Source organism: Xylophilus rhododendri (genome assembly GCF_009906855.1).
In the GTDB taxonomy this organism is placed as follows: Bacteria; Pseudomonadota; Gammaproteobacteria; order Burkholderiales; family Burkholderiaceae_C; genus Xylophilus; species Xylophilus rhododendri.
Genome location: NZ_CP047650.1, coordinates 564280 through 585648, shown reverse-complemented (window position 1 = coordinate 585648; position 21369 = coordinate 564280). Strand labels below are relative to the sequence as shown.

At 68.5% G+C, this 21369-nt stretch carries 19 protein-coding genes and 1 tRNA gene; 15 read left to right on the top strand and 5 right to left on the bottom strand.

The genetic code is table 11. The features are described 5' to 3' along the window. Positions 1-76 precede the first annotated feature (76 nt). Complete coding sequence (locus tag GT347_RS02720; RefSeq protein ID WP_160550511.1) at positions 77-1282, top strand: GAF domain-containing sensor histidine kinase; 1206 nt, start codon at positions 77-79, stop codon at positions 1280-1282. Here GT347_RS02720 and GT347_RS02715 read toward each other — a convergent pair. The 3 genes from GT347_RS02715 to GT347_RS02705 form a co-directional block, all read right to left on the bottom strand. Further along, positions 1214-2620: a protein kinase gene (locus GT347_RS02715; RefSeq protein ID WP_160550510.1), complete on the bottom strand. Its 1407-nt coding sequence runs from the start codon at positions 2618-2620 to the stop codon at positions 1214-1216. The genes GT347_RS02720 and GT347_RS02715 overlap by 69 nt on opposite strands. Positions 2621-2650: 30 nt before the next feature. Beyond that, complete coding sequence (locus GT347_RS02710) at positions 2651-2857, bottom strand: hypothetical protein (RefSeq protein ID WP_160550509.1); 207 nt, start codon at positions 2855-2857, stop codon at positions 2651-2653. A gap of 244 nt (positions 2858-3101) precedes the next feature. Next, positions 3102-3758, bottom strand: a complete 657-nt coding sequence (locus GT347_RS02705; protein ID WP_160550508.1) for a phosphatase PAP2 family protein — start codon at positions 3756-3758, stop codon at positions 3102-3104. A 137-nt stretch (positions 3759-3895) separates the two neighbouring features. Here GT347_RS02705 and GT347_RS27265 point away from each other — a divergent pair, with 137 nt between their 5' ends. The 3 genes from GT347_RS27265 (at position 3896) to rimO (ending at position 6228) form a co-directional block, all read left to right on the top strand. Further along, positions 3896-4066 carry a hypothetical protein gene (locus GT347_RS27265; RefSeq protein WP_195812394.1) on the top strand — a complete coding sequence of 57 codons (171 nt, stop codon included), beginning with the start codon at positions 3896-3898 and terminating at the stop codon, positions 4064-4066. A gap of 217 nt (positions 4067-4283) precedes the next feature. After that, positions 4284-4775, top strand: coding sequence for a polyhydroxyalkanoate synthesis repressor PhaR (gene phaR, locus GT347_RS02700; RefSeq protein WP_229722880.1), 492 nt, complete (start codon positions 4284-4286; stop codon positions 4773-4775). A 46-nt stretch (positions 4776-4821) separates the two neighbouring features. Continuing rightward, positions 4822-6228, top strand: a complete 1407-nt coding sequence (gene rimO, locus GT347_RS02695) for a 30S ribosomal protein S12 methylthiotransferase RimO (protein ID WP_160550506.1) — start codon at positions 4822-4824, stop codon at positions 6226-6228. Positions 6229-6402: 174 nt separating this feature from the next. Here the strand turns inward: rimO and GT347_RS02690 are convergent. Beyond that, positions 6403-6487: transfer RNA gene (locus tag GT347_RS02690), tRNA-Leu, on the bottom strand. A 33-nt stretch (positions 6488-6520) separates the two neighbouring features. Between GT347_RS02690 and rnr the strand changes: the two genes are divergently transcribed. The 4 genes from rnr (at position 6521) to GT347_RS02670 (ending at position 13529) form a co-directional block, all read left to right on the top strand. Beyond that, positions 6521-8791 (top strand): ribonuclease R, encoded by a 2271-nt coding sequence (rnr, locus tag GT347_RS02685; RefSeq protein ID WP_160550505.1) that lies wholly within the window; start codon positions 6521-6523, stop codon positions 8789-8791. A gap of 38 nt (positions 8792-8829) precedes the next feature. Beyond that, on the top strand, positions 8830-9591 hold the full coding sequence (locus GT347_RS02680) for an SDR family oxidoreductase (RefSeq protein ID WP_160550504.1): 762 nt from the start codon (positions 8830-8832) through the stop codon (positions 9589-9591). A 127-nt stretch (positions 9592-9718) separates the two neighbouring features. After that, positions 9719-11239: a hypothetical protein gene (locus GT347_RS02675; RefSeq protein WP_160550503.1), complete on the top strand. Its 1521-nt coding sequence runs from the start codon at positions 9719-9721 to the stop codon at positions 11237-11239. A gap of 130 nt (positions 11240-11369) precedes the next feature. Beyond that, entirely contained in the window at positions 11370-13529 is a 2160-nt protein-coding gene (locus GT347_RS02670) for a hypothetical protein (protein ID WP_160550502.1), read from the top strand. Between the two features lie 2 nt (positions 13530-13531). On the opposite strand, the gene GT347_RS02665 is transcribed toward GT347_RS02670, so the two are convergent. Next, a complete protein-coding gene (locus GT347_RS02665; protein WP_160550501.1) occupies positions 13532-15073 on the bottom strand; it encodes an NAD(P)H-hydrate dehydratase in 1542 nt (513 codons plus the stop codon). Positions 15074-15262: 189 nt separating this feature from the next. Between GT347_RS02665 and rpsB the strand changes: the two genes are divergently transcribed. The 7 genes from rpsB (at position 15263) to ispC (ending at position 21331) form a co-directional block, all read left to right on the top strand. Beyond that, complete coding sequence (gene rpsB, locus GT347_RS02660; RefSeq protein WP_160550500.1) at positions 15263-16027, top strand: 30S ribosomal protein S2; 765 nt, start codon at positions 15263-15265, stop codon at positions 16025-16027. A gap of 122 nt (positions 16028-16149) precedes the next feature. Then, positions 16150-17070 (top strand): translation elongation factor Ts, encoded by a 921-nt coding sequence (gene tsf, locus GT347_RS02655; protein ID WP_160550499.1) that lies wholly within the window; start codon positions 16150-16152, stop codon positions 17068-17070. 92 nt (positions 17071-17162) lie between these two features. Beyond that, positions 17163-17888 carry a UMP kinase gene (pyrH, locus tag GT347_RS02650; protein WP_160550498.1) on the top strand — a complete coding sequence of 242 codons (726 nt, stop codon included), beginning with the start codon at positions 17163-17165 and terminating at the stop codon, positions 17886-17888. 17 nt (positions 17889-17905) lie between these two features. Further along, positions 17906-18466: a ribosome recycling factor gene (gene frr / locus GT347_RS02645; protein WP_160550497.1), complete on the top strand. Its 561-nt coding sequence runs from the start codon at positions 17906-17908 to the stop codon at positions 18464-18466. A gap of 34 nt (positions 18467-18500) precedes the next feature. Continuing rightward, positions 18501-19217: a polyprenyl diphosphate synthase gene (uppS, locus tag GT347_RS02640; protein ID WP_160550496.1), complete on the top strand. Its 717-nt coding sequence runs from the start codon at positions 18501-18503 to the stop codon at positions 19215-19217. 51 nt (positions 19218-19268) lie between these two features. Beyond that, positions 19269-20123 (top strand): phosphatidate cytidylyltransferase, encoded by an 855-nt coding sequence (locus tag GT347_RS02635; RefSeq protein WP_160550495.1) that lies wholly within the window; start codon positions 19269-19271, stop codon positions 20121-20123. Next, positions 20120-21331: a 1-deoxy-D-xylulose-5-phosphate reductoisomerase gene (ispC, locus tag GT347_RS02630; protein WP_229722640.1), complete on the top strand. Its 1212-nt coding sequence runs from the start codon at positions 20120-20122 to the stop codon at positions 21329-21331. Before GT347_RS02635 ends, ispC begins: the two co-directional genes overlap by 4 nt. Positions 21332-21369 lie beyond the last annotated feature (38 nt).

Sequence of the window (21369 nt, the reverse complement as noted above, 5' to 3'; positions counted from 1 at the left end):
CGCACCAGGTTACGGTATGTGAAAAAACATAGCGGTCTGGGCTAAGCTGCCGCGCTTCTGGCGCCCTTCGGTGCCCATGGAAATACAGCTGAACCAAGACGCGGACCGCAGCCTGGCGACCATCACCGGCATCAAGGTCATCAACCCCATCCTCGAAATCGTGCGGGCCCAGACCGGCATGCGTTTCGCCGCGATCGCCTGGGTCACGGCGACGCGCTGGCGTGCCTGCGCGGTGCTCGACGGGGCGGGGCTCGGTGTGCGTGTGGGCGATGAGCTCGATGTGGACACCACCATCTGCAAGGATGTGCTGTCCACGCGCCAGATGGTCGCTTTCGACGACGCCCTGGCGGACCCGTTTTATTCGACGCACCACACGCCGCGCCTCTATGGCTTTCGGGCCTATGTGTCGGTGCCGATCATCCTGGCCGACGGTACGCATTTCGGCAATCTGTGCGCGCTCGATCCCGAGCCGCGCGACGCCACCAGCGAGCGGGCCCGGGCGGTGCTTCAGTCCACCGCCGAAATCCTGGCGCGGCTGATCGACGAGGAGGAGGCCATTTCCCGCACCCGGCTGGCCCTGGTGCAGGAGCGCGACATGGCCGGCGCGCGCGAGCGTTTTCTGGCGGTGGTCGCGCACGACCTGCGCAATCCGCTGTTCACCATGCACACCGCGGCCGAACTGATGCTGCGCGGCGCGGAGCCGGCTGCCGCCAAGCTGGGCGCGCGGCTCAAGTCCAGCGCCGCGCGCATGACGCGGCTGATCGACGACCTGGTGGATTTCTCCCGGGGCCGGGCGGGTGCGGCGATGACGGTGACGCAGGCCCTGCACACCGATCTGGCCGAGTTCCTGGAGGCGGTGGTGGACGAGGCGCGCGATGGCCATCCCGACCGCGTGATCGAGTCCTCGCTGGACTATCCGGCCGCCGTGCGCTGCGATCCCGACCGGCTGCAGCAGCTGCTCTCGAATCTGCTGGGCAATGCGATCGCCTACGGGGATGCCCGCTCGCCGATTGCCGTGCAGGGCTTCGTGGAGGATGGCCGGGTGGTGCTGGAGGTGCGCAACTGGGGCGCCGTGATCGCGCCCGAGGTGCTGGAGCGGGTGTTCGACGCCTTCTACCGGGGTTCGACTGCGGGCGACAGCAGCATGGGCCTGGGGCTGAACATCTGCCTGCAGATCGCGCAGGCCCATGGCGGACGGCTGTCGGCTTCCTCTTCAGCGACGGCCGGCACCCGTTTCCGGCTGGAGTTCGCGCTGGACGGTTCGAGCCTGGCCGCGGGCTGAGCCGCCTGCGCTCAGGGCCTGGCTGGCCACGGCCAGTGTCTGGACAAGTTCAGCAAAGGACGGCCGGGTGTCCACCTGCTCATGCAGGCAGCGATCGCGCAAGGCGACCAGGGTCTGCAGGGCTGGATCCGTGGCGGGGGCGTCGCAGCGCTGGCACAGCTCTTCCAGCAGGCAGCCGAAGGCGCGGGCCTCCAGTCTTTGCAGGGTCGTGCTGCGCGTCGCCCCCGCTTCGGTGGAAAAGCGCGATGCCGCGCCGAAGTCGCCCAGCAGGGCCGCGCCTTCGGGGCCGACCAGGATGTTGTGGGCGTACAGGTCGCCGTGAAGAATGCCGCGCTGGTGCAGATGGGCGACGGCGCGGGCGATGTCCAGGGCGATGCGCAGGGCGGTCGCCGGGCTGAAGGCCGCCCGCTCCGGGTAGACGTCGCGGGTGCAGGAGGCCAGGCTGGGCGGGCCGGCGAGGACCTGAAAGCTGCTGTCCACCAGGGGCATCACCAGGCCCTGGCGCCGTTGCGGATGGCCGGCGATGCGGCCCTGCGCACCCACCAGCTGCGGATGCAGGCCGGCTGCCATGCAGGCGGCCATTTCGTCCGCGGGCCAGCCGTCGCTGGTCACGGCGCCCTTGAAGATCTTCACCGCCACCGGACGCGGGCCATCGCCATGCCGCTGCTGCGCCTGGTGGATCACGCCGGAGGCGCCTTCGCCCAGGACGGCTTCAAGCGTCAGCCGGTCCCAGGCGATCTCCGGCAGAGCCGGGCTGCCGAGGTCCGGTGCGCAGGGCGTGCCGGCGCAGGCGATCCAGGCGAGGCGGGGCAGGGCGGTCAGCCAGTCGGGCAGGCTTTCGAGCGGGTTGGCGGCGATGCGGATCAGCTCCAGCTGCAGGCAGTGCGCCAGGCTGGGCGGCAGGGCGCGCAGCCGGTTGCCGGCCAGCATCAGTTTCTGCAGGCGGGGGCGCTGGCCCAGCTCGGCGGGCAGTTCTTCGATCCGGTTGTCGGTGAGGATCAGCCAGCGCAGCGAGGCGGGCAGGGCGCGGGCATCGACCTGCCGGATGCTGTTGGACTTGAACCCCACGGTCTCCAGGCTGGTGCAGGCGCCCAGGGCGGTCGGCAGTTCGGTGAAGCGGTTCCCGGAGCAGAACAGGACCTGGAGGCGGTGCAGCCGGTGCAGGTCGTGCGGCAGTTCGCTCAACTGGTTGCCGGAGAGGTTGAGCACCTCCAGCGAGTCGGCGAGTTCGAAGATCTCGGGAGGGAAACCTGTCAGTCCGCAGGACAGGTCGAGGCGCTTCAGGCCTTTGAGTTCACCCGCCAGCAGGCGGGCGTGGGTGGTGTCTTGTGCTTCCATGCTCCGCCGAGCATGGCACAAGCGCAGTCCTCAGACGACGGCCAGGCCCCAGCCGGCAAAGGCATGGCGTGCGTTGGCCCTTTCCGCGCGGCGGCGGCGCAGGTTCTGCTTGGCGATTGCGCGGGCCTTGGCATCGAGCGTGTCGGCCCGGCGTGCCACGCTGGACATGCCGTAGAAAAGAACACCGAAGGGAATGTAGAGAGAGAGGGCCAGCAGGCCCAGGGTGGTCGGCGTCATGGTGGGTCTCCGTGCTTGTTTTTGGCTCAGAACAGGTAGTGCTTACCTGGGTGTTTCCTTGCGTCTTCCAAGCCAGGGTTTTCTCTTATGAAGGTCACATTGGCGAAACAATTTTGTGCATTACACCGGAAATGTCACAAATTGCGATCAGGCTAAACACCTGTTTGGCTTGTCAAATTGCACTGGAAGCATCTTCGATTGAGAAATGACGTGGCGGCGCAACAGGGCGCCGCTGGCCGGAGGCTCAGATGCGGCCGGCGCGCAGGTCGTCGCGGGTGTAAGGCTCGGTCTTTCCCAGCAGGCGCACCACGGTGACTTCGATCAGCTGCGTGGTCGGCGCCGGCGTGCCGTGCCGCACCAGGATCAGTCCCAGCACGAAGACCGCGGCGAAGGACACCACGGTGCGCAGCGGGCCCACCCCCTGGCGCGAGCTGCCGATGAGCCAGGCGCTGGCCGAAAAGCCCACCAGGAGGCCCGAGACCACCTCCGACGGCGAATGCAGATGCAGCACCAGCCGCGAAAGGCCGATGCCCAGCGCGAAAGCCACGCCACCGCCTATCGCCAGCCGGCGCAGCACCACCCCGTGGTTGCGGGCGGCGATCCAGCCGACCACCGGCCAGAAAACCGCCGACAGCGCCGAATGCCCGCTGAGCCCGGTGAAGTCGGCCGCGGCATTGCCTATGCCCCAGCCGATGAAGGCGATCTTGGTGGCCAGCACCAGAAAGCCCACGCTGCCGAAGGCCAGGGCCCAGCGAAAGGCCAGCATCCGCGCGCCGGGGCGCAGCAGGAAGGCCAATCCCAGCGCCGCGGCTGCCGGCAGAAGCAGGGCGGTGTCGCCGAACCAGGTAAGGGAACTCCAGCTGAACCAGGAGTGGTGGCCGTCGAGGGCGTAAAGGCGCATGGGCGGGGATTCGGCGGCAGCAGCAAGGCTGCCTTGTCGGGGAAAACGCGCAGCATATAGCGGCCGACTTTCCCGGCTGTGGCCTAATCGCGGGTTAATCCGTTTTTTTCGACGTTTTCATCAAGGAGTATTTCGTCATGGGCAACAAGATCGTCACCGAAGCAGACCGCCGCGCCACGCCGCCCCTGCCGTCGCTGCCTGGCACCACGCTGCGCACCGGCGGTCGTGGCCAGAAGAACAGCCTGGAGCGCGGCTCCTGGACCCGCAGCAAGAAGAACCCCGGCAAGCGTCCCCACAAGGGCGGTTGAGGCCTCTTCGGCCTTCTCGGCCATGCGGTGCCGGGGGTTTGTTCCATGAACGCCTCCTGCCGCATTGCCTAGAATGTGTTGCACTGCAACAGGCTCCGTTTCCGAGGAGCTGGGAGATTCCGAATTGGTAGACGGCAACCACCAGGGCGACCAGAGCGACCAGGGCTCCGAGCCCGGCCCCGATACCGGCGCGGCCCATGAGGCGGACGCGGTACGGATCATCAAGAAGTACCCCAATCGCCGGCTGTACGACACCGCCACCTCCAGCTACATCACCATGGCCGAGGTCCGGCAACTGGTGATCGACAACGTGCTGCTCGTCGTGCGCGATGCCAAGACGGGCGAGGACCTCACCCGCAGCATCCTGCTGCAGATCATTCTCGAAGAAGAAGCCGGCGGCGCTCCGATGTTCAGCGAGCAGGCCCTGGCCAACATCATCCGTTTCTACGGCCATGCGATGCAGGGCTTCCTGGGCGCCTATCTGGAAAAGAACGTGCAGGCCTTCTGCGACATCCAGACCCAGCTGGCCGCGCAGTCCAAGACCATCACACCCGAGATGTGGACCCGCTTCCTGAAGATGCAGCCGCCGATGATGCAGACCCTCATGGGCGGCTATGCGGACCAGTCCAGGAACAGCTTCCTGCAGCTGCAGGAGCAGTGGCAGAAGCAGGCCGAACAGATGCTCGGCGTGTTCGGTTTGAAGCGCTGAAAGACCTTTTCGACTTGGCTTCTCCGCGTCGGGGGACAATACGGCGATGAGCGACGTACTCTCCCCACAGAAAACAAGTGCCGCCGCGCCCCCGCGCGTCGGCTTCGTGAGCCTTGGCTGCCCCAAGGCACTCACCGATTCCGAACTGATCCTCACGCAACTCAGCGCCGAGGGCTACCAGACATCCAAGACCTACGAAGGCGCCGACATCGTCATCGTCAACACCTGCGGCTTCATCGACGATGCCGTGCGTGAAAGCCTGGACACCATCGGCGAGGCCCTGGCCGGCAACGGCAAGGTGATCGTCACCGGCTGCCTGGGCGCCCGCACCGGCGAGGGCGGCGAGAACCTGGTGCGCAAGATGCACCCCAGCGTGCTGGCCGTCACCGGCCCGCACGCCACGCAGGAGGTGATGGACGCCGTCCACCTGAACCTGCCCAAGCCCCACGATCCCTTCATCGACCTGATGCCGAATTCCTTCGGCGAGGCCGGCATCAAGCTCACGCCGCGGCACTACGCCTATCTGAAGATCAGCGAAGGCTGCAACCACCGCTGCACCTTCTGCATCATTCCCTCGATGCGCGGCGACCTGGTCTCGCGGCCGATCGGCGATGTGCTCAAGGAAGCCCGCGCGCTGTTCGAGGGCGGCGTGAAGGAGCTGCTGGTCATCAGCCAGGACACCTCGGCCTACGGCGTGGACGTGAAGTACCGCACCGGCTTCTACGAAGGCCGCCCCATCCGCACCCGCATGCTCGACCTGGTGCAGGCACTCGGCGAGATCGCCGAACCCTACGGCGCCTGGGTGCGGCTGCATTACGTCTACCCGTACCCGAGCGTGGACGAGGTGATCCCGCTGATGGCGCAGGGCCTGGCCTTGCCCTATCTCGATGTGCCTTTCCAGCACAGCCATCCCGATGTGCTGCGCCGCATGAAGCGGCCGGCCAGCGGCGAGAAGAACCTGGAGCGCATCGAGCGCTGGCGCGAGGCCTGCCCGGAGCTGGTGGTGCGCAGCACCTTCATCGCCGGTTTCCCGGGCGAGACCGAGCAAGAGTTCCAGCACCTGCTCGACTTCGTGCAGGAAGCCGGCATCGACCGCGCCGGCTGCTTCGCCTACAGCGCCATCGACGGTGCGGTCGCCAACGAGATCCCCGGCATGCTGCCGATCGAAGTGCGCGAGGAGCGCCGCTCGCGTTTCATGGCGGTGGCCGAGCAGGTGTCGGCCGACCGCCTGCGCCGCAGGGTCGGCGCCACCATGCAGGTGCTGGTCGATTCCGCGCCCGCGCTGGGCCGCAAGGGCGGCGTGGGCCGCACCTATGCAGACGCGCCGGAGATCGACGGCGTGGTGCGCCTGCTGCCGCCGCTGAAGGCCAGCAAGACCTTGAAGGTGGGGGAGTTCACCCGCGCCAGCATCGTCTCCACCGACGGACACGACCTGGTGGCCCAGCCCATATGACAGAAGGCGCGGGCATCTCGATCTCCTGCAGCCGCTGCGGCGGCGCATGGGTCGAGGTGCCTGCCGCCTGGTTCCACCTTTCGCGTTCGAAAATCGAACGGGCAACAAAAAAGCCGCTGAAGCGATTCAGCGGCTTTTGTTTCGATGGCCTTCTAAAAGACCTTCGTTGCATTTTGGTGCCCAGGAGAGGACTCGAACCTCCACGATGTTACTCGCTAGTACCTGAAACTAGTGCGTCTACCAATTCCGCCACCTGGGCATTTCAGGAAAAACACGATTCTATACTAAAAAAATGAGTTCGATCAATACGCAGCCAGACGAGTTCAACGCCACCGTCCAGGGTCACCGCGACGGCCACGGCTTTCTCCAGCGCGACGACGGCGAAGCCGATGTCTACCTGCCTTCCAACGAGATGCGCGCCGTGCTGCACAAGGACCGGGTCAAGGCCCGCATCGTCCGGCACGACCGCAAGGGCCGGCCCGAGGGGCGGGTGCTGGAGATCCTGGAGCGGCCGCCCCAGCCCATCATCGGCCGCCTGCTGCAGGAAAGCGGCATCTGGCTGGTGGCGCCGGAAGACAAGCGCTACGGCCAGGATGTGCTCATCCCCAAGACCGGCATCGGCCAGGCCAAGCCGGGCCAGGTGGTGGTGGTCGAGCTGACCGAGCCGCCCGCGCTCTACGGCCAGCCGGTGGGCCGGGTGACCGAGGTGCTGGGCGAGGTCGACGACCCCGGCATGGAGATCGAGATCGCCGTGCGCAAGTACGGCGTGCCGCACGAGTTCTCCGACGCCGCCCTGGCCGCCGCCAAGGCCCTGCCCGACAAGGTGCAGGCCAAGGACCGCCGCACCCGCATCGACCTGCGCGACGTGGCCCTGGTCACCATCGACGGCGAGGACGCCCGCGACTTCGATGACGCCGTCTACTGCGAGCCGGCCCGTGTCGGCCGCGGCAAGGGCTGGCGCCTGCTGGTGGCCATCGCCGACGTCAGCCACTACGTGAAGACCGGCGACGCCATCGACATCGACGCCTACGACCGCGCCACCAGCGTCTACTTCCCGCGCCGGGTGATCCCGATGCTGCCGGAGAAGCTCTCCAACGGCCTGTGCTCGCTCAACCCCGAGGTGGAGCGCCTGTGCATGGTCTGCGACATGCTGGTCACCACCAAGGGCGTGGTGCATGCCTACCAGTTCTATCCGGCGGTGATGTACAGCCATGCCCGCTTCACCTACACCGAGGTGGCGGCCATCCTGTCCAACACCCGCGGCCCGGAAGCTGCCCGGCGCAAGGACCGGGTGGCCGACCTGCTGAACCTGGCCGACGTCTACCGCGCCCTGCTGGCCGAACGCGGCGAGCGCGGCGCGGTGGACTTCGAGACCACCGAGACCCAGATCGTCTGCGACGACAACGGCCGCATCGAGAAGATCGTGCCGCGCACCCGCAACGAGGCCCACCGCGTGATCGAGGAGGCCATGCTGGCCGCCAACGTCTGCAGCGCCGACTTCATCCTGCAGGGCAAGCAGCCCGGCCTGTACCGGGTGCACGAGGGCCCGACGGTCGAGAAAAAGGAAGTGCTGCGCGCCTACCTCAAGGCCATGGGCGTGGGCATGACCATCGGCGACGAGCCCAAGCCCAGCGAGTTCCAGGCCATCGCCAAGGCCACCAAGGACCGGCCGGACGCCCAGCAGATCCATACCATGCTGCTGCGCTCCATGCAGCAGGCCATCTACACGCCCTTCAACGGCGGCCACTTCGGCCTGGCCTACGAGGCCTACACCCACTTCACCAGCCCGATCCGGCGTTATCCCGACCTCCTGGTGCACCGGGTGATCAAGGCCATCCTGCTGGGCTCCAAGTACCAGTTGCCGGCATTGCCGACACCGGGCGAGGCCCATGCCAAGTTGGCCAAGCGCCTGGCGCAGCGGGTGAAGGCGCCGACGCAGAAGCCGATGAAGGTGGTGGCATCGGCGGTGGACATGCAGGCCTGGGAGGCCGCCGGCCTGCATTGCAGCGCCAACGAGCGCCGCGCCGACGAGGCCAGCCGCGATGTGGAAGCCTGGCTCAAGTGCAAGTACATGCGCGAGCACCTGGGCGAGGAGTTCGGCGGCGTGGTCACCGCCTGCACCACCTTCGGCATCTTCGTCACGCTCGACGCGATGTATGTCGAGGGCCTGGTGCACATCACCGAACTGGGCGGCGAATATTTCCGCTTCGACGAGGCGCGCCAGGAACTGCGCGGCGAGCGCACCGGCATCCGTTATGCCGTGGGCACGCGGGTGCGGGTGCAGGTCAGCCGGGTGGACCTGGACGGCCGCAAGATCGACTTCCGCCTGGTGCGCGAGGGCGAAGAGCTGCCGGTGCGGCCCACACGCGAGAAGGCCGGCCGCGTGCCGTCGGCCGCGGCCGCATCGGGCGACGCCGATGTCCGCGTACCGCGCCCCAAGCGCCGCAAGCCGGAAAGCGCCGCCGATGCGGCCGTGTCCTCGTCCATCCAGATCCTCAAGGCCAACGTCAAGAAGGCCGCCAAGAGCGCCAAGACCAACAAGTCGCGCAAGCCGCGGCGCTGAGCGGCTTTTTTGTCTTCCCATCCAAAAATCCTGAGTCCATGCAGAACGAATCTTCTCCACGCATCGCCATCGTCACCGGCGCGGGCACCGGCGTCGGCCGGGCCGCCGCGCTCGCCTTGTTGAAGGACGGCTGGTCCGTCGCCCTGGCCGGCCGCCGGGCCGAGCCGCTCGATGCGGTGATCGCCGAAAGCGGCAAGGCCGACCGGGCGCTGGCCGTGCCGACCGATGTGTCCCGCCCCGAGTCCGTGGCCGCGCTGTTCGCCGCGGCGGTGACGCGTTTCGGACGGGTCGACCTGCTGTTCAACAACGCCGGCGTGGGCAATCCGCCCGGGCCCTTTGAGGACTGGACGCCCGAGCAGTGGCAGGGTGTCGTCGGCATCAACCTCAACGGCATGTTCTATTGCATGCAGCAGGCCTTCCGCACCATGCGCGACCAGTCGCCCAAGGGCGGCCGCATTATCAACAACGGCTCGATCTCGGCCCATGCGCCGCGCCCCAACTCGATGGCCTACACGGCCACCAAGCACGCGGTGCAGGGCCTGACCAAGACCGGCGCGCTCGATGGCCGCAAGCACGACATCGCCGTCGGCCAGATCGACATCGGTAATGCCGGCACGCCGCTGGCCTCGCGCATGGCCAAGGGCGTGCCGCAGGCCAACGGCCAGATCGCGCCGGAGCCGCTGATGGATGTGGATGTCGTCGGCCAGTCGGTGCTCTACATGGCCAATCTGCCGCTGGAGGCCAATGTGCTGTTCCACACGGTGATGGCCACCAAGATGCCTTTCGTGGGCCGCGGCTAGCAGCGGCCGTTCGCCGGGCCTTCGTGCCCGCGCGGTCGTTTTCGCCTGGGCGCCGACACGCCGGGGCATGGTGCCTAGGCTGCGTCTTTTTTCCCCGCCACGAGCGGGGTGACGCAGAAAGGACACCATGGATTTGAGACCCGACAGGCCAGCTTCGCCGCCACTGGGCATGACCATTTTCCCGATCAGGCAGGTCGGGCCGGATCCGGACTCGGATTCCGATGGCGAGCATGAGCTTGCCGCGCCATCGGGCGCGCGGTCCGGCGGCGCGACGGTCGGGCAGGGCGGCAGCCGCGTGGGTACTTCGCGTCAGGCGCCGAGCGGCGCGCACGGCAGCCGGGCCGGCTCGGTGCTGGCCGGGCTGCCCGAGAAGCCCCGCTCGGCGCTGGCGCAGAAATCCACCCGCACGGGCGAGGCCTCCGTCGCCGCATCGTCGGCCGCGCCCGGTGCGCAGGACGCAGTCGAGCGGCAAGGGTCCTCGCTGGCGGCATCGCGCCACGCGGCAGCGACACGAGGCGATGCACACGCGGCCGCGTCCCATGGTTCGCAGGTCTCCAGCGCGCTCACCGTGCCATCGGGCAAGAGCGGCAGCCGGGTGGCGTCCGGCGCTGCCGGCAAGGGCGCGGCGGCTTCCCGCAGCAGCGGCATCCTCCGGCGCATGCAGCTGGAGGAGTCGCGGGAGCAGCAGGAGCGGGCCGGCGCGCATTCCACGGCGCAGCGGCTTCGCATTCCGCCGGTCAGCTTCTGCATGATCGATAAGCCGATCGGCGAGTTGCCTGAATCGGCAAGCGCGCAGGTCCAAAAGGTCATGAAGGCGCGTAACCTTTCGGAATACGGTGCGCAGGATTATCTGTACGAGAAATCGCAATGCGCGGCGGGCTCCAGCTTGAAGCACTACCGGTCCCCGGGGGCTGAAAGCAGCGTGCGGAAATCGGGCGGGCTGCTCAGCCGGATCGCCAGAAGCCTGGGCGGCGGGTCGCGCGACAAACCCGCTTCGCTTCCCGAGCCCAAGCCGCGGCAGTCCCGTCAGGGCAGTCAGGCGGGCTCCGGAGGCTGGCGCCTGCGCCGGGAGGGCGAAGTGCCTTTCGGCCCCGTGCAGGCGCCGCGCATCGTCGTCACGTCCGAGACCTCGTCGGACTCCAACCCGGAGCCGGAGGAGGGCTGGGCCCTGCTCGGCGAAGCGTCCGGCAGCCGCAGTGCCGCGCGCGGCCGGCCTGTGCCGCCATCCCGGTCCACCGACTTTCGCTCCGACTCCGCGCTCGTGCAGTCCACCGCCGCTAGCCGGGCGGCGTCCGGCGGCGGGGGCGCGACGGGATCGGTGCAGGCCGGGGCCGAATTGCAGTCACGCAGGACCGACCGGCGAAACGAGGTGAAAGAAACCCGGGAGCGCAACGCGGCAGCGTCCCTGCGAGGCCCGGTACAGGCGTTTCAGGACGAATACCGTTTTTCGCGCCGGGAGGCGCTGGAGATCGAGCTTTCGCGGCGGACCAAGTTCTCCTTCGGGGCCGATGACATCCTGGAGCGGGAAGACAACCCCCGGGCCAGGCTGGCAGGCCTGCAGGTGCGCCATGTGAAGGCCGAGGTCCTGGACCAATGGGAAAAGGCGCTGGACAAGCTCGACCATCCGCCGGCCTCCTCCGAGTCCTGAGTGCCCCTGACTGCACTTTCCTGACTCCGGCATGCAGATTCCACCGCCCGTCTTCCCGCGCCAATGGCTGTGCGGCACTTTCGGCCAATGCAGGCACGGCCCCGACCGCCCGGGCCCGCGGATGCCTCCCGTGCATTCACAAGGCCCCGGCCGGGAAGACACGCCGCAGCTGCCGCTCCCCGAGCGGCAGGCGCCGCCGGTGCCGCCGCGTGTCTTCAGCCTGCCCGGCGCAGGCAGCCCCGCCCGGCGCAGCGTGGATTCGGGCATTGGCTCGGCGAGCGGTTCGGCCGCGTCGAGTCGGCCGGGGTTCCTGCCGACGGACCTGCCCGTGAACCATGCCTGCGTGGAGGTGCCCCGTCCCGACCTGGACGGCTGGTCCGTGCTCGCCTTCGCGCGGCACACCATCTTCCATCCCGAGCACCGGGAGGAACTGCACAGGAGCCTGTCCCTGCAACAGCTGGCCGGGCGGTGGCGCGAAGTGGAGGAGGCCGCGCAGGCGCTGGGCGTGAAGATGTTCTGCGGCGTCTACTACTACCTGGCCGGCAGCGACCGCGAGGCCATGTGCCAGGTCTTCGCCCGCATCGACAGCCAGCGCGCCGGGCGCTACTTCCTGGCGCGTACCCGGCCGGGCCAGCCGGTGGATCGCACGGCCGGATCGGCCGCCGCGGCTTTCCTGCGGCTGGTCGCCAAGGGGGCCGCAGGCGACGGCATCGACCGTTTCCTGCGCGAATTCAACGCCATCGTGCCGCCCCGCAAGCACATGGACATCGACGCCCTGGCGAGCATGTTCGCCGTGAACCGCTTCAAGGCCATGAAGGAGGCGCGCGGCTGGGACGAGGATCTCGACAAGCTCTTCAACACCCGCGGCCCTCACCAGGGTGCCAGCTTCCAGCCGCAATACCTGAGCGACGGCGAGGCGGTGACGCAGAACCAGGCGGTGATCCTCATCCAGGAGTCCTTCGCCGACCGCCGGCTCGACCGCCTCTCGGTCCCCGCATGCTGCGTGCTGCTCGGCCTGCTGCGGGAGCGGCTCACCCGGCTGGGCAATACCGAGCAACTCAATGTCCCGGCCGAGGAGCGGTCGATGGCGGTCGATCTGCTGCGCAAGGTGCTGCAAGCGCTGCAGGAGGCCTGCGCGGCGCCGGAGAACGCGCTTCGCTCGCCGTCGTCCGTCATGGGCGAAGCGCTGGACCACACGCTGGCGCAACAGCTGCCGGCCATCCCGGGCGAACTCTGGGATGCCTACCAACTCGACGTGGAACCGGTCGAAAACCTGACCATCCCCATGGACCGCGAATACCGGCGCGACCGTGAGCTGGCCGGCCGCCGCCAGCGCTGGGAGCACGACCGGGCCATGATGGCCGGCTCCCAGGCCCTCTGGGACAGCGCCGGCACCTGGCTTCACCGCATGCTGGCCAGCGATGGCGGCGAACTCATGCCCTGCAGCGCCGAGACCCTGGACCGGCTGGACCTGTCCCGCAGGACGGCCGCCGTCTTCGACGCCTTCCTGGCCCCGTTCCAGGACGAGGACCTGGCGGCGGAAAAGGGCTTGCAGCTCGACCACATCCCGGTGCGGCACTGGAATGCCATCACCGGCAGCTTCCAGCCGCACTACTACAACACGCCGGCGCTGGCCTATCACTTCATGCGCAGGTTCTGCGGCGCACGCATCGATGCGGCGCTGGAGCAGATCTGGGAGGAGATGCGGCGCGCCGTCGGGCAGCAGGCCGCCGAAAAGGAGGCCGCTTTCGGCCGCTGCATGTTCGACCTGGCCTTCCAGGAATTCCGCAAGCACGCCATCGTGCCGGGCAAGGAGGCGCTGTGCCGGCAGATCGCGCTCAACCTGCAGCACCTCGACAGCCGGCGGCCGCTGTCGCTGCCGGTGTTCTCGGCCCGTGTGCTGGCCATCCTGAATGCGAACAAGGCCTGCAGGAAGTACTACGCGGCGCAGTTCGATGCCGACGCCTATGTCGCGGACGAGGCCCGGGAGGCGGTGGATCTGGGGGTGGAGGGCGCTTTTTTGGATCGTCCGGATCTGCTGCGGCCGGCCTGTGAATCCGAGGGGGATCCCGCCAGTTCCGGCAATTTCTCGCTGGACACGGAGGACAGCCGCACCCGCCGCATGGCCTCGGTGCACCGCAAGCTGCAGTGGGAGCTGCTGAGCTACGAGGATGGTCCGCCCGGCGTGGATGGCCTGGCGGGCTTCGCCCAGGCCGCGGCGCGCGGGCGCTTGCTGGACCGTGTCCGCAGCGAGGTGTCGCAGCGGCTGCCTGCCCGGCGTGCGGTTTGACTTCAGTCCGGCTGCTGCTGCACTGCCTGCCGCGCCAGCCGGCCGGCGGTCAGCGCTTTCCCCGCCGGCCAGAGGTCGGCCAGTTCGCCGTGACGGTAGACCGCATCGCGGGCAAGGTCCAGGGCCTGCTCCGGCGTGAGTTCGTGACCGTGATCGGCCCCGGCCAGCGCGGCGCCCACCATGCCGGCCAGCACATCGCCGGTGCCGGCGGTGGCCAGGCGGCCGTTGCCGGTCGGGTTGACCGCCGGCACGCAGCCCGGCGCGGCGATCACCGTGCCCGAGCCCTTGAGCACGACCACGCAGGCGTAGCGCTCGGTCAGTTGCGCGGCGGCCGCCAGGCGGTCGGCCTGCACCTCCGCGGCGCCCTGGTGCAGCAGGCGGGCGGCTTCCAGGGGATGAGGGGTCAGCACGGTCATCAGGCCGTGGCGGGCGCGGTCGCGCAGCTGGTCCTGCAGGGTGTCGTCGGCGGCCACCGCATTGAGGGCGTCGGCGTCCAGCACCAGGCGCCGGGCCTGCCGCAGCACGGCTGCGAGCTGCTCCACGACCGCTTCGCCGCCGCCGCAGCCGCAGACCACGGTGCCCTGGTCCAGCTGCAGGGCGGCGGGTGAACGCAGCATCAGCTCGGGCTGCGAGACATCGATGCCCGGGCCCGCATCGCCGTCGAGCAGGGCCACCAGCACCCGGCCGGCGCCGGCATGCAGCGCCGCGCTGCCGGCCAGCAGGGCGGCGCCGCCCATGCCCATGCCGCGCCGCCGCAGGCCTTCGCCGCCCAGCACCGTCACATCGCCGAACTGGCCCTTGTGGGAGGCGAAGGGGCGCGTGCGGCGCGCGGGCGCGCCGCTGAGCCAGGCCGTCGGCGCGCTGCGCAGGAACCAGGAGGCATCGATGCCCAGGTCGTCGAACCAGACGGTGCCGGCCGCATCGCGACCCTGGCCGGTGAACAGCCCGGGCTTGAGGGTGAGGAGGCTGAGGGTGTGGCGCTCGCCAGGACTCGCATGCGGCGGCGCGAAGCCTTCGGCGTATTGGCCGGTGGAGCCGTCGAGGCCCGAGGGCACGTCGATGGCCAGGACGGGGCAGGGCGCACCGTGCAGCGCCTGCAGGCTGGCCTGCATCCATTCCGGCGCGGCGCGCTTGACGCTGCCCAGGCCCAGCAGCGCATCGATGCACAGGTCCTGCGGCCCGAGATCTTCCGGCGGCCGCGCGGAAATCGCCACGCCGGCAGCTTGCGCGCGCTCGAAGGCCCAGCGCGCATCGGCCGGCAGCCGCTCCAGGTCGCCGGCGAAACCGAGCACCACCGGCCGGCCGGCCTGCTGCAGCTGCACCGCCGCCTCGAAACCGTCGCCGCCGTTGTTGCCCTGGCCGCAGGCGATCCAGATACGGCGCGCATGCGGCGCCAGGGCGCCCGCCAGACGGGCGGTGGCGGCGCCGGCGCGGGTCATCAGGATATGGGCCGCATCGTGGGCGAGCGCCGCCTGCTCCAGCACCTTGGTGGCGGTGACGTCGTAGAGCGGTTGGGAATGCTGGTGCGAGATGCGTGTGGTCATGGTGAGTCCGAAGCGGCGCTGGCCGGATGCTATACTCCTTGGGTTTCGCCCAATGGCGTGGCAGCTCTTTTCGGGCAGTCAGCAAGAGGGCGGAGCAAATCGCAAGCCGGGTCCCCCAAGGTGTCGCGATGCATCCCGCATCGTGATGAAGACCCGGTCTTTCAGACCCAACCTTCTGGAGTATTCACTATGTCCGCAACCATGCGCGAAATGCTGGAAGCCGGTGTCCATTTCGGCCACCAGACCCGCTTCTGGAACCCCAAGATGGCCCCGTACATCTTCGGCCATCGCAACAAGATTCACATCATCAACCTGGAAAAGACGCTCCCGCTCTTCCAGGAAGCCGAAAAGTTCGTCAAGCAGCTGGCTGCCAACCGCGGCACCATCCTGTTCGTCGGCACCAAGCGCCAGGCCCGTGAGCTGGTGGCCGAGGAAGCCCGCCGCGCCGGCGTGCCTTTCGTCGACCAGCGCTGGCTCGGCGGCATGCTGACCAACTTCAAGACGGTCAAGACCTCGATCAAGCGCCTGAAGGACCTCAAGGCCCAGCAGGAATCCGGCCTGACCGCACTGAGCAAGAAGGAACAACTGACCTTCTCGCGCGAAATCGCCAAGCTCGAAAAGGACATCGGCGGCATCCAGGACATGCCCGCCCTGCCGGACGCCATCTTCGTCATCGACGTCGGCTACCACAAGATCGCCATCTCGGAAGCCAAGAAGCTGGGCATTCCGCTGATCGGTGTGGTGGACTCCAACCACTCGCCCGAAGGCATCGACTACGTCATCCCCGGCAACGACGACTCGGCCAAGGCCGTGGCGCTGTACGCCAAGGGCATGGCTGACGCCGTGCTCGAAGGCCGCGCCAGCGCCGGCAACGAAATCGTGAAGACCGCGCCCGCTGCCGAAGCCGGCGACGAATTCGTCGAAGTCGAAGAAAGCGCCGCGCCCGCAGCCTGAGGCAGCGACGCGTCGTCGCCGCTCCGGCGTCAGGAAAGGGGCCTCATCGCCCCTTTTTTTTAGCCGGCTCGCAGGCGAAGTCACAGAAATTCAGAACTGAACCGCATACGGAGAAACAACAGATGGCTGCAATCACCGCAAGCATGGTCGCCGAGCTGCGCGCCAAGACCGACGCTCCCATGATGGAGTGCAAGAAGGCCCTGACCGAAGCCGAAGGCAATCTGGAAAAGGCCGAAGAGCTGCTGCGCGTCAAGCTGGGCAACAAGGCTGGCAAGGCCGCCGCCCGCGTGACCGCCGAAGGCGTGGTCACCAGCTACATCGACGGCAACACCGGCGCGCTGCTGGAAGTCAACTGCGAAACCGACTTCGTCACCAAGAACGACAGCTTCCTGGCCCTGTGCCGCGCCGCTGCCGAACTGGTCGCCAAGCACAACCCGGCCGACATCGCCGCCCTGGGGGCCCTGGCCTACGAACAGGACGGTTTCGGCCCCACCCTGGAAGACGTGCGCAAGGGCCTGATCGGCAAGATCGGCGAGAACATGTCCTTCCGCCGCTTCAAGTACTTCAGCGGCACCCCGCTGGCCGCCTACCTGCACGGCACCCGCATCGGCGTGGTCGTGGAGTTCGACGGTGATGCCGCCGCCGCCAAGGACGTCGCGATGCACATCGCCGCCATGAAGCCGGTCGCCCTGACCTCGGCCGACGTGCCCGCCGACCTGATCGAGAAGGAACGCGCGGTCGCCGCCGGCAAGGCAGAGGAAGACCGCAAGGTCGCCGAAGCCGCCGGCAAGCCGGTGCAGCCCGCCGAGATCGTCGCCAAGCGCATCGAAGGCGGCGTGCAGAAGTTCCTGAAGGAAGTCTCGCTGTTCAACCAGCCCTTCGTGAAGAACGACAAGCAGACCGTCGAAGCCATGCTCAAGGCCGCCGGCACCACCGTGAAGGGTTTCACCCTGTACGTGGTCGGTGAAGGCATCGAGAAGAAGGTCGACGACTTCGCCGCCGAAGTCGCCGCGCAGGTCGCAGCCGCCAAGGCAGCAGCCTGATACCGCACGCACGGCCGTCTCCCGCTTCGGTGGGAGACGGCCGTTGTTCCATCCAGAATCGTCCGCCGTTTTTTCCACCTCAGGAGTCCTCCATGTCAGATACCCCGCGGCCAGCCCTCAAGCGCATCCTGCTCAAGCTGTCCGGCGAGGCCCTGATGGGCGATGACGCCTTCGGCATCAACCAGGCCACCATCGTGCGCATGGTGCAGGAAGTGGCCGAAGTCTCGCGCCTGGGTGTGCAGGTGGCGGTGGTGATCGGCGGCGGCAACATCTTCCGCGGCGTCGCGGGCGGTGCCGTCGGCATGGACCGCGCCACGGCCGACTACATGGGCATGCTGGCCACCGTGATGAACGCGCTGGCCCTGGCCGACGCCATGGACAAGCAGGGCCTGACGGCCCGCGTGATGTCGGCCATCGCCATCGAGCAGGTGGTCGAGCCCTATGTGCGCCCCAAGGCGCTGCAGTACCTGGAAGAAGGCAAGGTCGTCGTGTTCGCCGCCGGCACCGGCAACCCCTTCTTCACCACCGACACGGCCGCGGCCCTGCGCGGTGCCGAGATCGGCGCCGAGCTGGTGCTCAAGGCCACCAAGGTCGACGGTGTCTACACCGCCGATCCGCACAAGGATCCCACGGCGACCCGGTATTCCCGCATCAGCTTCGACGACGCCATGTCGCAGAATCTGGGCATCATGGATGCCACCGCCTTCGCGCTGTGCCGCGACCAGAAGCTGCCGATCCGCGTCTTCTCCATCGTCAAGCACGGAGCGCTCAAGCGGGTGGTGATGGGCGAGGACGAAGGCACGCTGGTCCACGCCTGATTAGTCCGGAGATTGAGATGACCATTGCAGACATCAAGAAGACCGCCGAAGCCAAGATGGACCAGTCCATCGTCGCTTTCCAGAACAACCTCGGCAAGATCCGCACCGGCCGCGCCAACCCGGCGATGCTCGATGCGGTCCAGGTCGACTACTACGGCTCGCCGGTGCCGCTGAGCCAGGTGGCCAACCTGTCGCTGATCGACTCGCGCACCATCAGCGTCCAGCCCTGGGAAAAGGGCATGGGCCCGAAGATCGAGAAGGCCATCCGCGAAAGCGACCTGGGCCTGAACCCGGCCTCCATGGGCGACCTGATCCGCGTGCCGGTGCCGGCCATGAGCGAAGAGCGCCGCAAGGAAATGACCAAGCAGGTCCGCAGCGAAGGCGAGAGCGCCAAGATCGCCGTGCGCAACCTGCGCCGCGACGCCAACGATGCGGTCAAGAAGCTGGTCAAGGACAAGCTGGCTTCCGAAGACGAGCAGAAGCGCGCCGAGGCCGAGGTGCAGAAGGTCACCGACCACCACATCGCCGACATCGACAAGCGTGTGACCGCCAAGGAAGCCGAGATCATGGCGGTCTGAGGCGCCAGGCCTCGGACTCTCCATCCCCTTAGCCATGGGCGAGCCCTCCATTCCGCGCCACATCGCCATCGTGATGGACGGCAATGGCCGCTGGGCCACCCGGCGCCTGCTGCCGCGTGTGGCCGGGCACCGCCAGGGCGTGGAATCGCTCAAGCGCTGCATCGATGCCTGCATCGCCCGCGGCGTGGCGGTGCTGACCGTGTTCGCGTTCTCCTCCGAGAACTGGAAGCGCCCGGCCGACGAGGTGGGCGGCTTGTTCGAACTGCTGGCCAAGGCGCTGGCGCGCGAAGTGCCGCGGCTGCACCAGAGCGGCGTGCGCCTGTTCTTCGTGGGCGACCGCGCCGGCCTGTCGGACAAGGTGGCGGGCGGCTTCGGCGAGGCCGAGGCGCTGACCGCCGGCAACCGCAAGCTCACCCTCAACATCTGCTTCAACTACGGCGGCCGCTGGGACATCGTGCAGGCCGCCCAGGGCCTGGCCGGGCGCGGCGAGGCCATCACCGAAGCCAGCCTGCGCGGTTCGCTGTCGCTGTCGCATGTGCCGGATCCTGACCTGCTGATCCGCACCGGCGGCGAACAGCGCATCAGCAACTTCCTGTTGTGGCAATGCGCCTATTCGGAGCTGTTCTTCAGCGACCGCCTGTGGCCCGATTTCGACGAAGCGGCACTCGATGCCGCGATCACCGACTACCAGCGCCGCGAGCGCCGTTTCGGCTCCGTTCCCGCCCCTGCCTGCGTGGTGGGCGCATCCTGACATCCCGGCCGCTGCCCGCGGCCGGCCGCCTGCCGTAAAAGGACTTCTTCCATGCTCAAGCAGCGCATCCTCACCGCCATCGTCCTATTGGCGATCATTCTTTCGGCGCTGATCGTTTCCTCGCCCTTGCCCTTCTGCGCGGTGGCGGTGGCCGCCATCGCCGCGGCTTCCTGGGAATGGGCGCGGCTCAACGGCCTGCGCGACGTGGGCGCGCTGCTGGTGGCCATCGTGGTGCTGATCGCCTGCGTGCTGGGCTGGAAGGCGGGCCTGATGGCGCAGCCGATGCCGCTGCTGTGGACCATCGTCGGCGGCGCCTGGGTGCTGATCGCCGGCCTGCTCTTGCGCCGCGGCGTGCCCGGCTGGGCGCCGGTGCCGCAGCCGCTGCGCCTGGTGGGCGGGGTGGTGATGCTCTGGCTGGCCTGGCTGGCGATCGCGCAGGCGCGCTTTATCGGCGTGAATTTCCTCCTGTCGGTGATGACGCTGGTCTGGGTGGCCGACATCACCGCCTACTTCGCCGGCCGCGCCTTCGGCCTGAAGTTCACCCGCAACAAACTCGCGCCCTCCATCAGCCCCGGCAAGAGCTGGGAAGGCGTGTGGGGCGGCATGGCGGGCGTGCTGGTGCTGTCGGCGGTGTGGATCTGGGCGGACCGGGCCTACGGCCTGGCGCCGGTCAGCCTCTACAGCCTGCTGGCCGCGCGCGGCATCTGGCTGCTGGTGCCGGCGGTGATCTTCCTGGCCGCGATGAGTGTGGCCGGCGACCTGGTCGAATCCCTGGTCAAGCGCAGCGCCGGCGCCAAGGACAGCAGCCAGCTACTGCCCGGCCACGGCGGCGTGCTCGACCGCATCGATGCGCTGCTGCCCACCGTGCCCCTGGCGATGATGCTGGTCGCGGCGGTGTCGTCATGAACGCGGTGCTGGCCATGCCGGCGACGGCCCGCCGCCAGCGCCTGGCGGTGCTGGGCGCCACCGGCTCCATCGGCGCCAGCACGCTGGACGTGGTGGCGCGTCATCCGGAGCAGTTCGAGGTCTTCGCCCTGTGCGCCGGCAGCCAGGTGGATGCGCTGTTCGAGCTGTGCCTGCGCTTCCGCCCGGCCTATGCCGCCCTGGCCACCGAGGCGCATGCGGCCTTGCTGCGCGACAAACTCCAGGCCCATGGCCTGGCCACCAAGGTGCTGAGCGGCAACGCGGGCGTGGAGGAGATCGCCGCGCATCCCCAGGTCGATGCAGTGATGGCCGCCATCGTCGGCGCGGCCGGGCTCGGCCCCTGCCTGGCCGCGGCCCGCACCGGCAAACGCCTGCTGCTGGCCAACAAGGAAGCCATCGTCGTCGGCGGCCGTTTCTTCATGGACGCGGTGGCCGCCGGCGGCGCCACCCTGCTGCCGATCGACAGCGAGCATTCGGCCATCTTCCAGTCGCTGCCGGACGATCCGGCCACCTGGGACCGCCGCGTCGAGAAGATCATCCTCACCGCTTCCGGCGGCCCCTTCCGCGGCCGCGATCCGGCCAGCCTGAAGGCGGTCACGCCGGAGGAGGCCTGCGCCCATCCCAACTGGTCCATGGGCCGCAAGATCTCGGTGGACTCGGCCACCATGATGAACAAGGCACTGGAAGTCATCGAGGCGCGCCACCTGTTCGGCCTGCCGTCGGCGCGCATCGAGGTGGTGATCCATCCGCAGAGCATCGTGCATTCGCTGGTGCAATACCGCGACGGCTCGCTGGTCGCTCAACTCGGCAATCCGGACATGCGCGTGCCGATCGCCTACGGCCTGGCCTGGCCGGAACGGATCGAGAGCGGCACAAAGCGCCTGGATTTCTCCAGCGTCGCCGCCATGACCTTCGAGCCGCCCTCGGCCCAGCGCTACCCCGGCCTGCGCCTGGCCTGGGACGCGCTGGAAGGCCCGGACGGCACCACCGCCGTGCTCAACGCCGCCAACGAGGTGGCGGTGCAGGCCTTCCTGGACCGGCGCATCCGCTTCGACGAGATCCACGTCGTCAACCTGCGGACGCTCGAAGCGGTGTTGCCCGACGCGCCCGATTCGCTCGCCGCGCTGCTGGAACTGGATTCCCGCGCCCGCGCCGAGGCCGAGCATGCCGCCACGCGCCTGTCCGCCTGAGTCGCCGACAATGGCGGCTTCGGCCTGCGGGCCCTCCC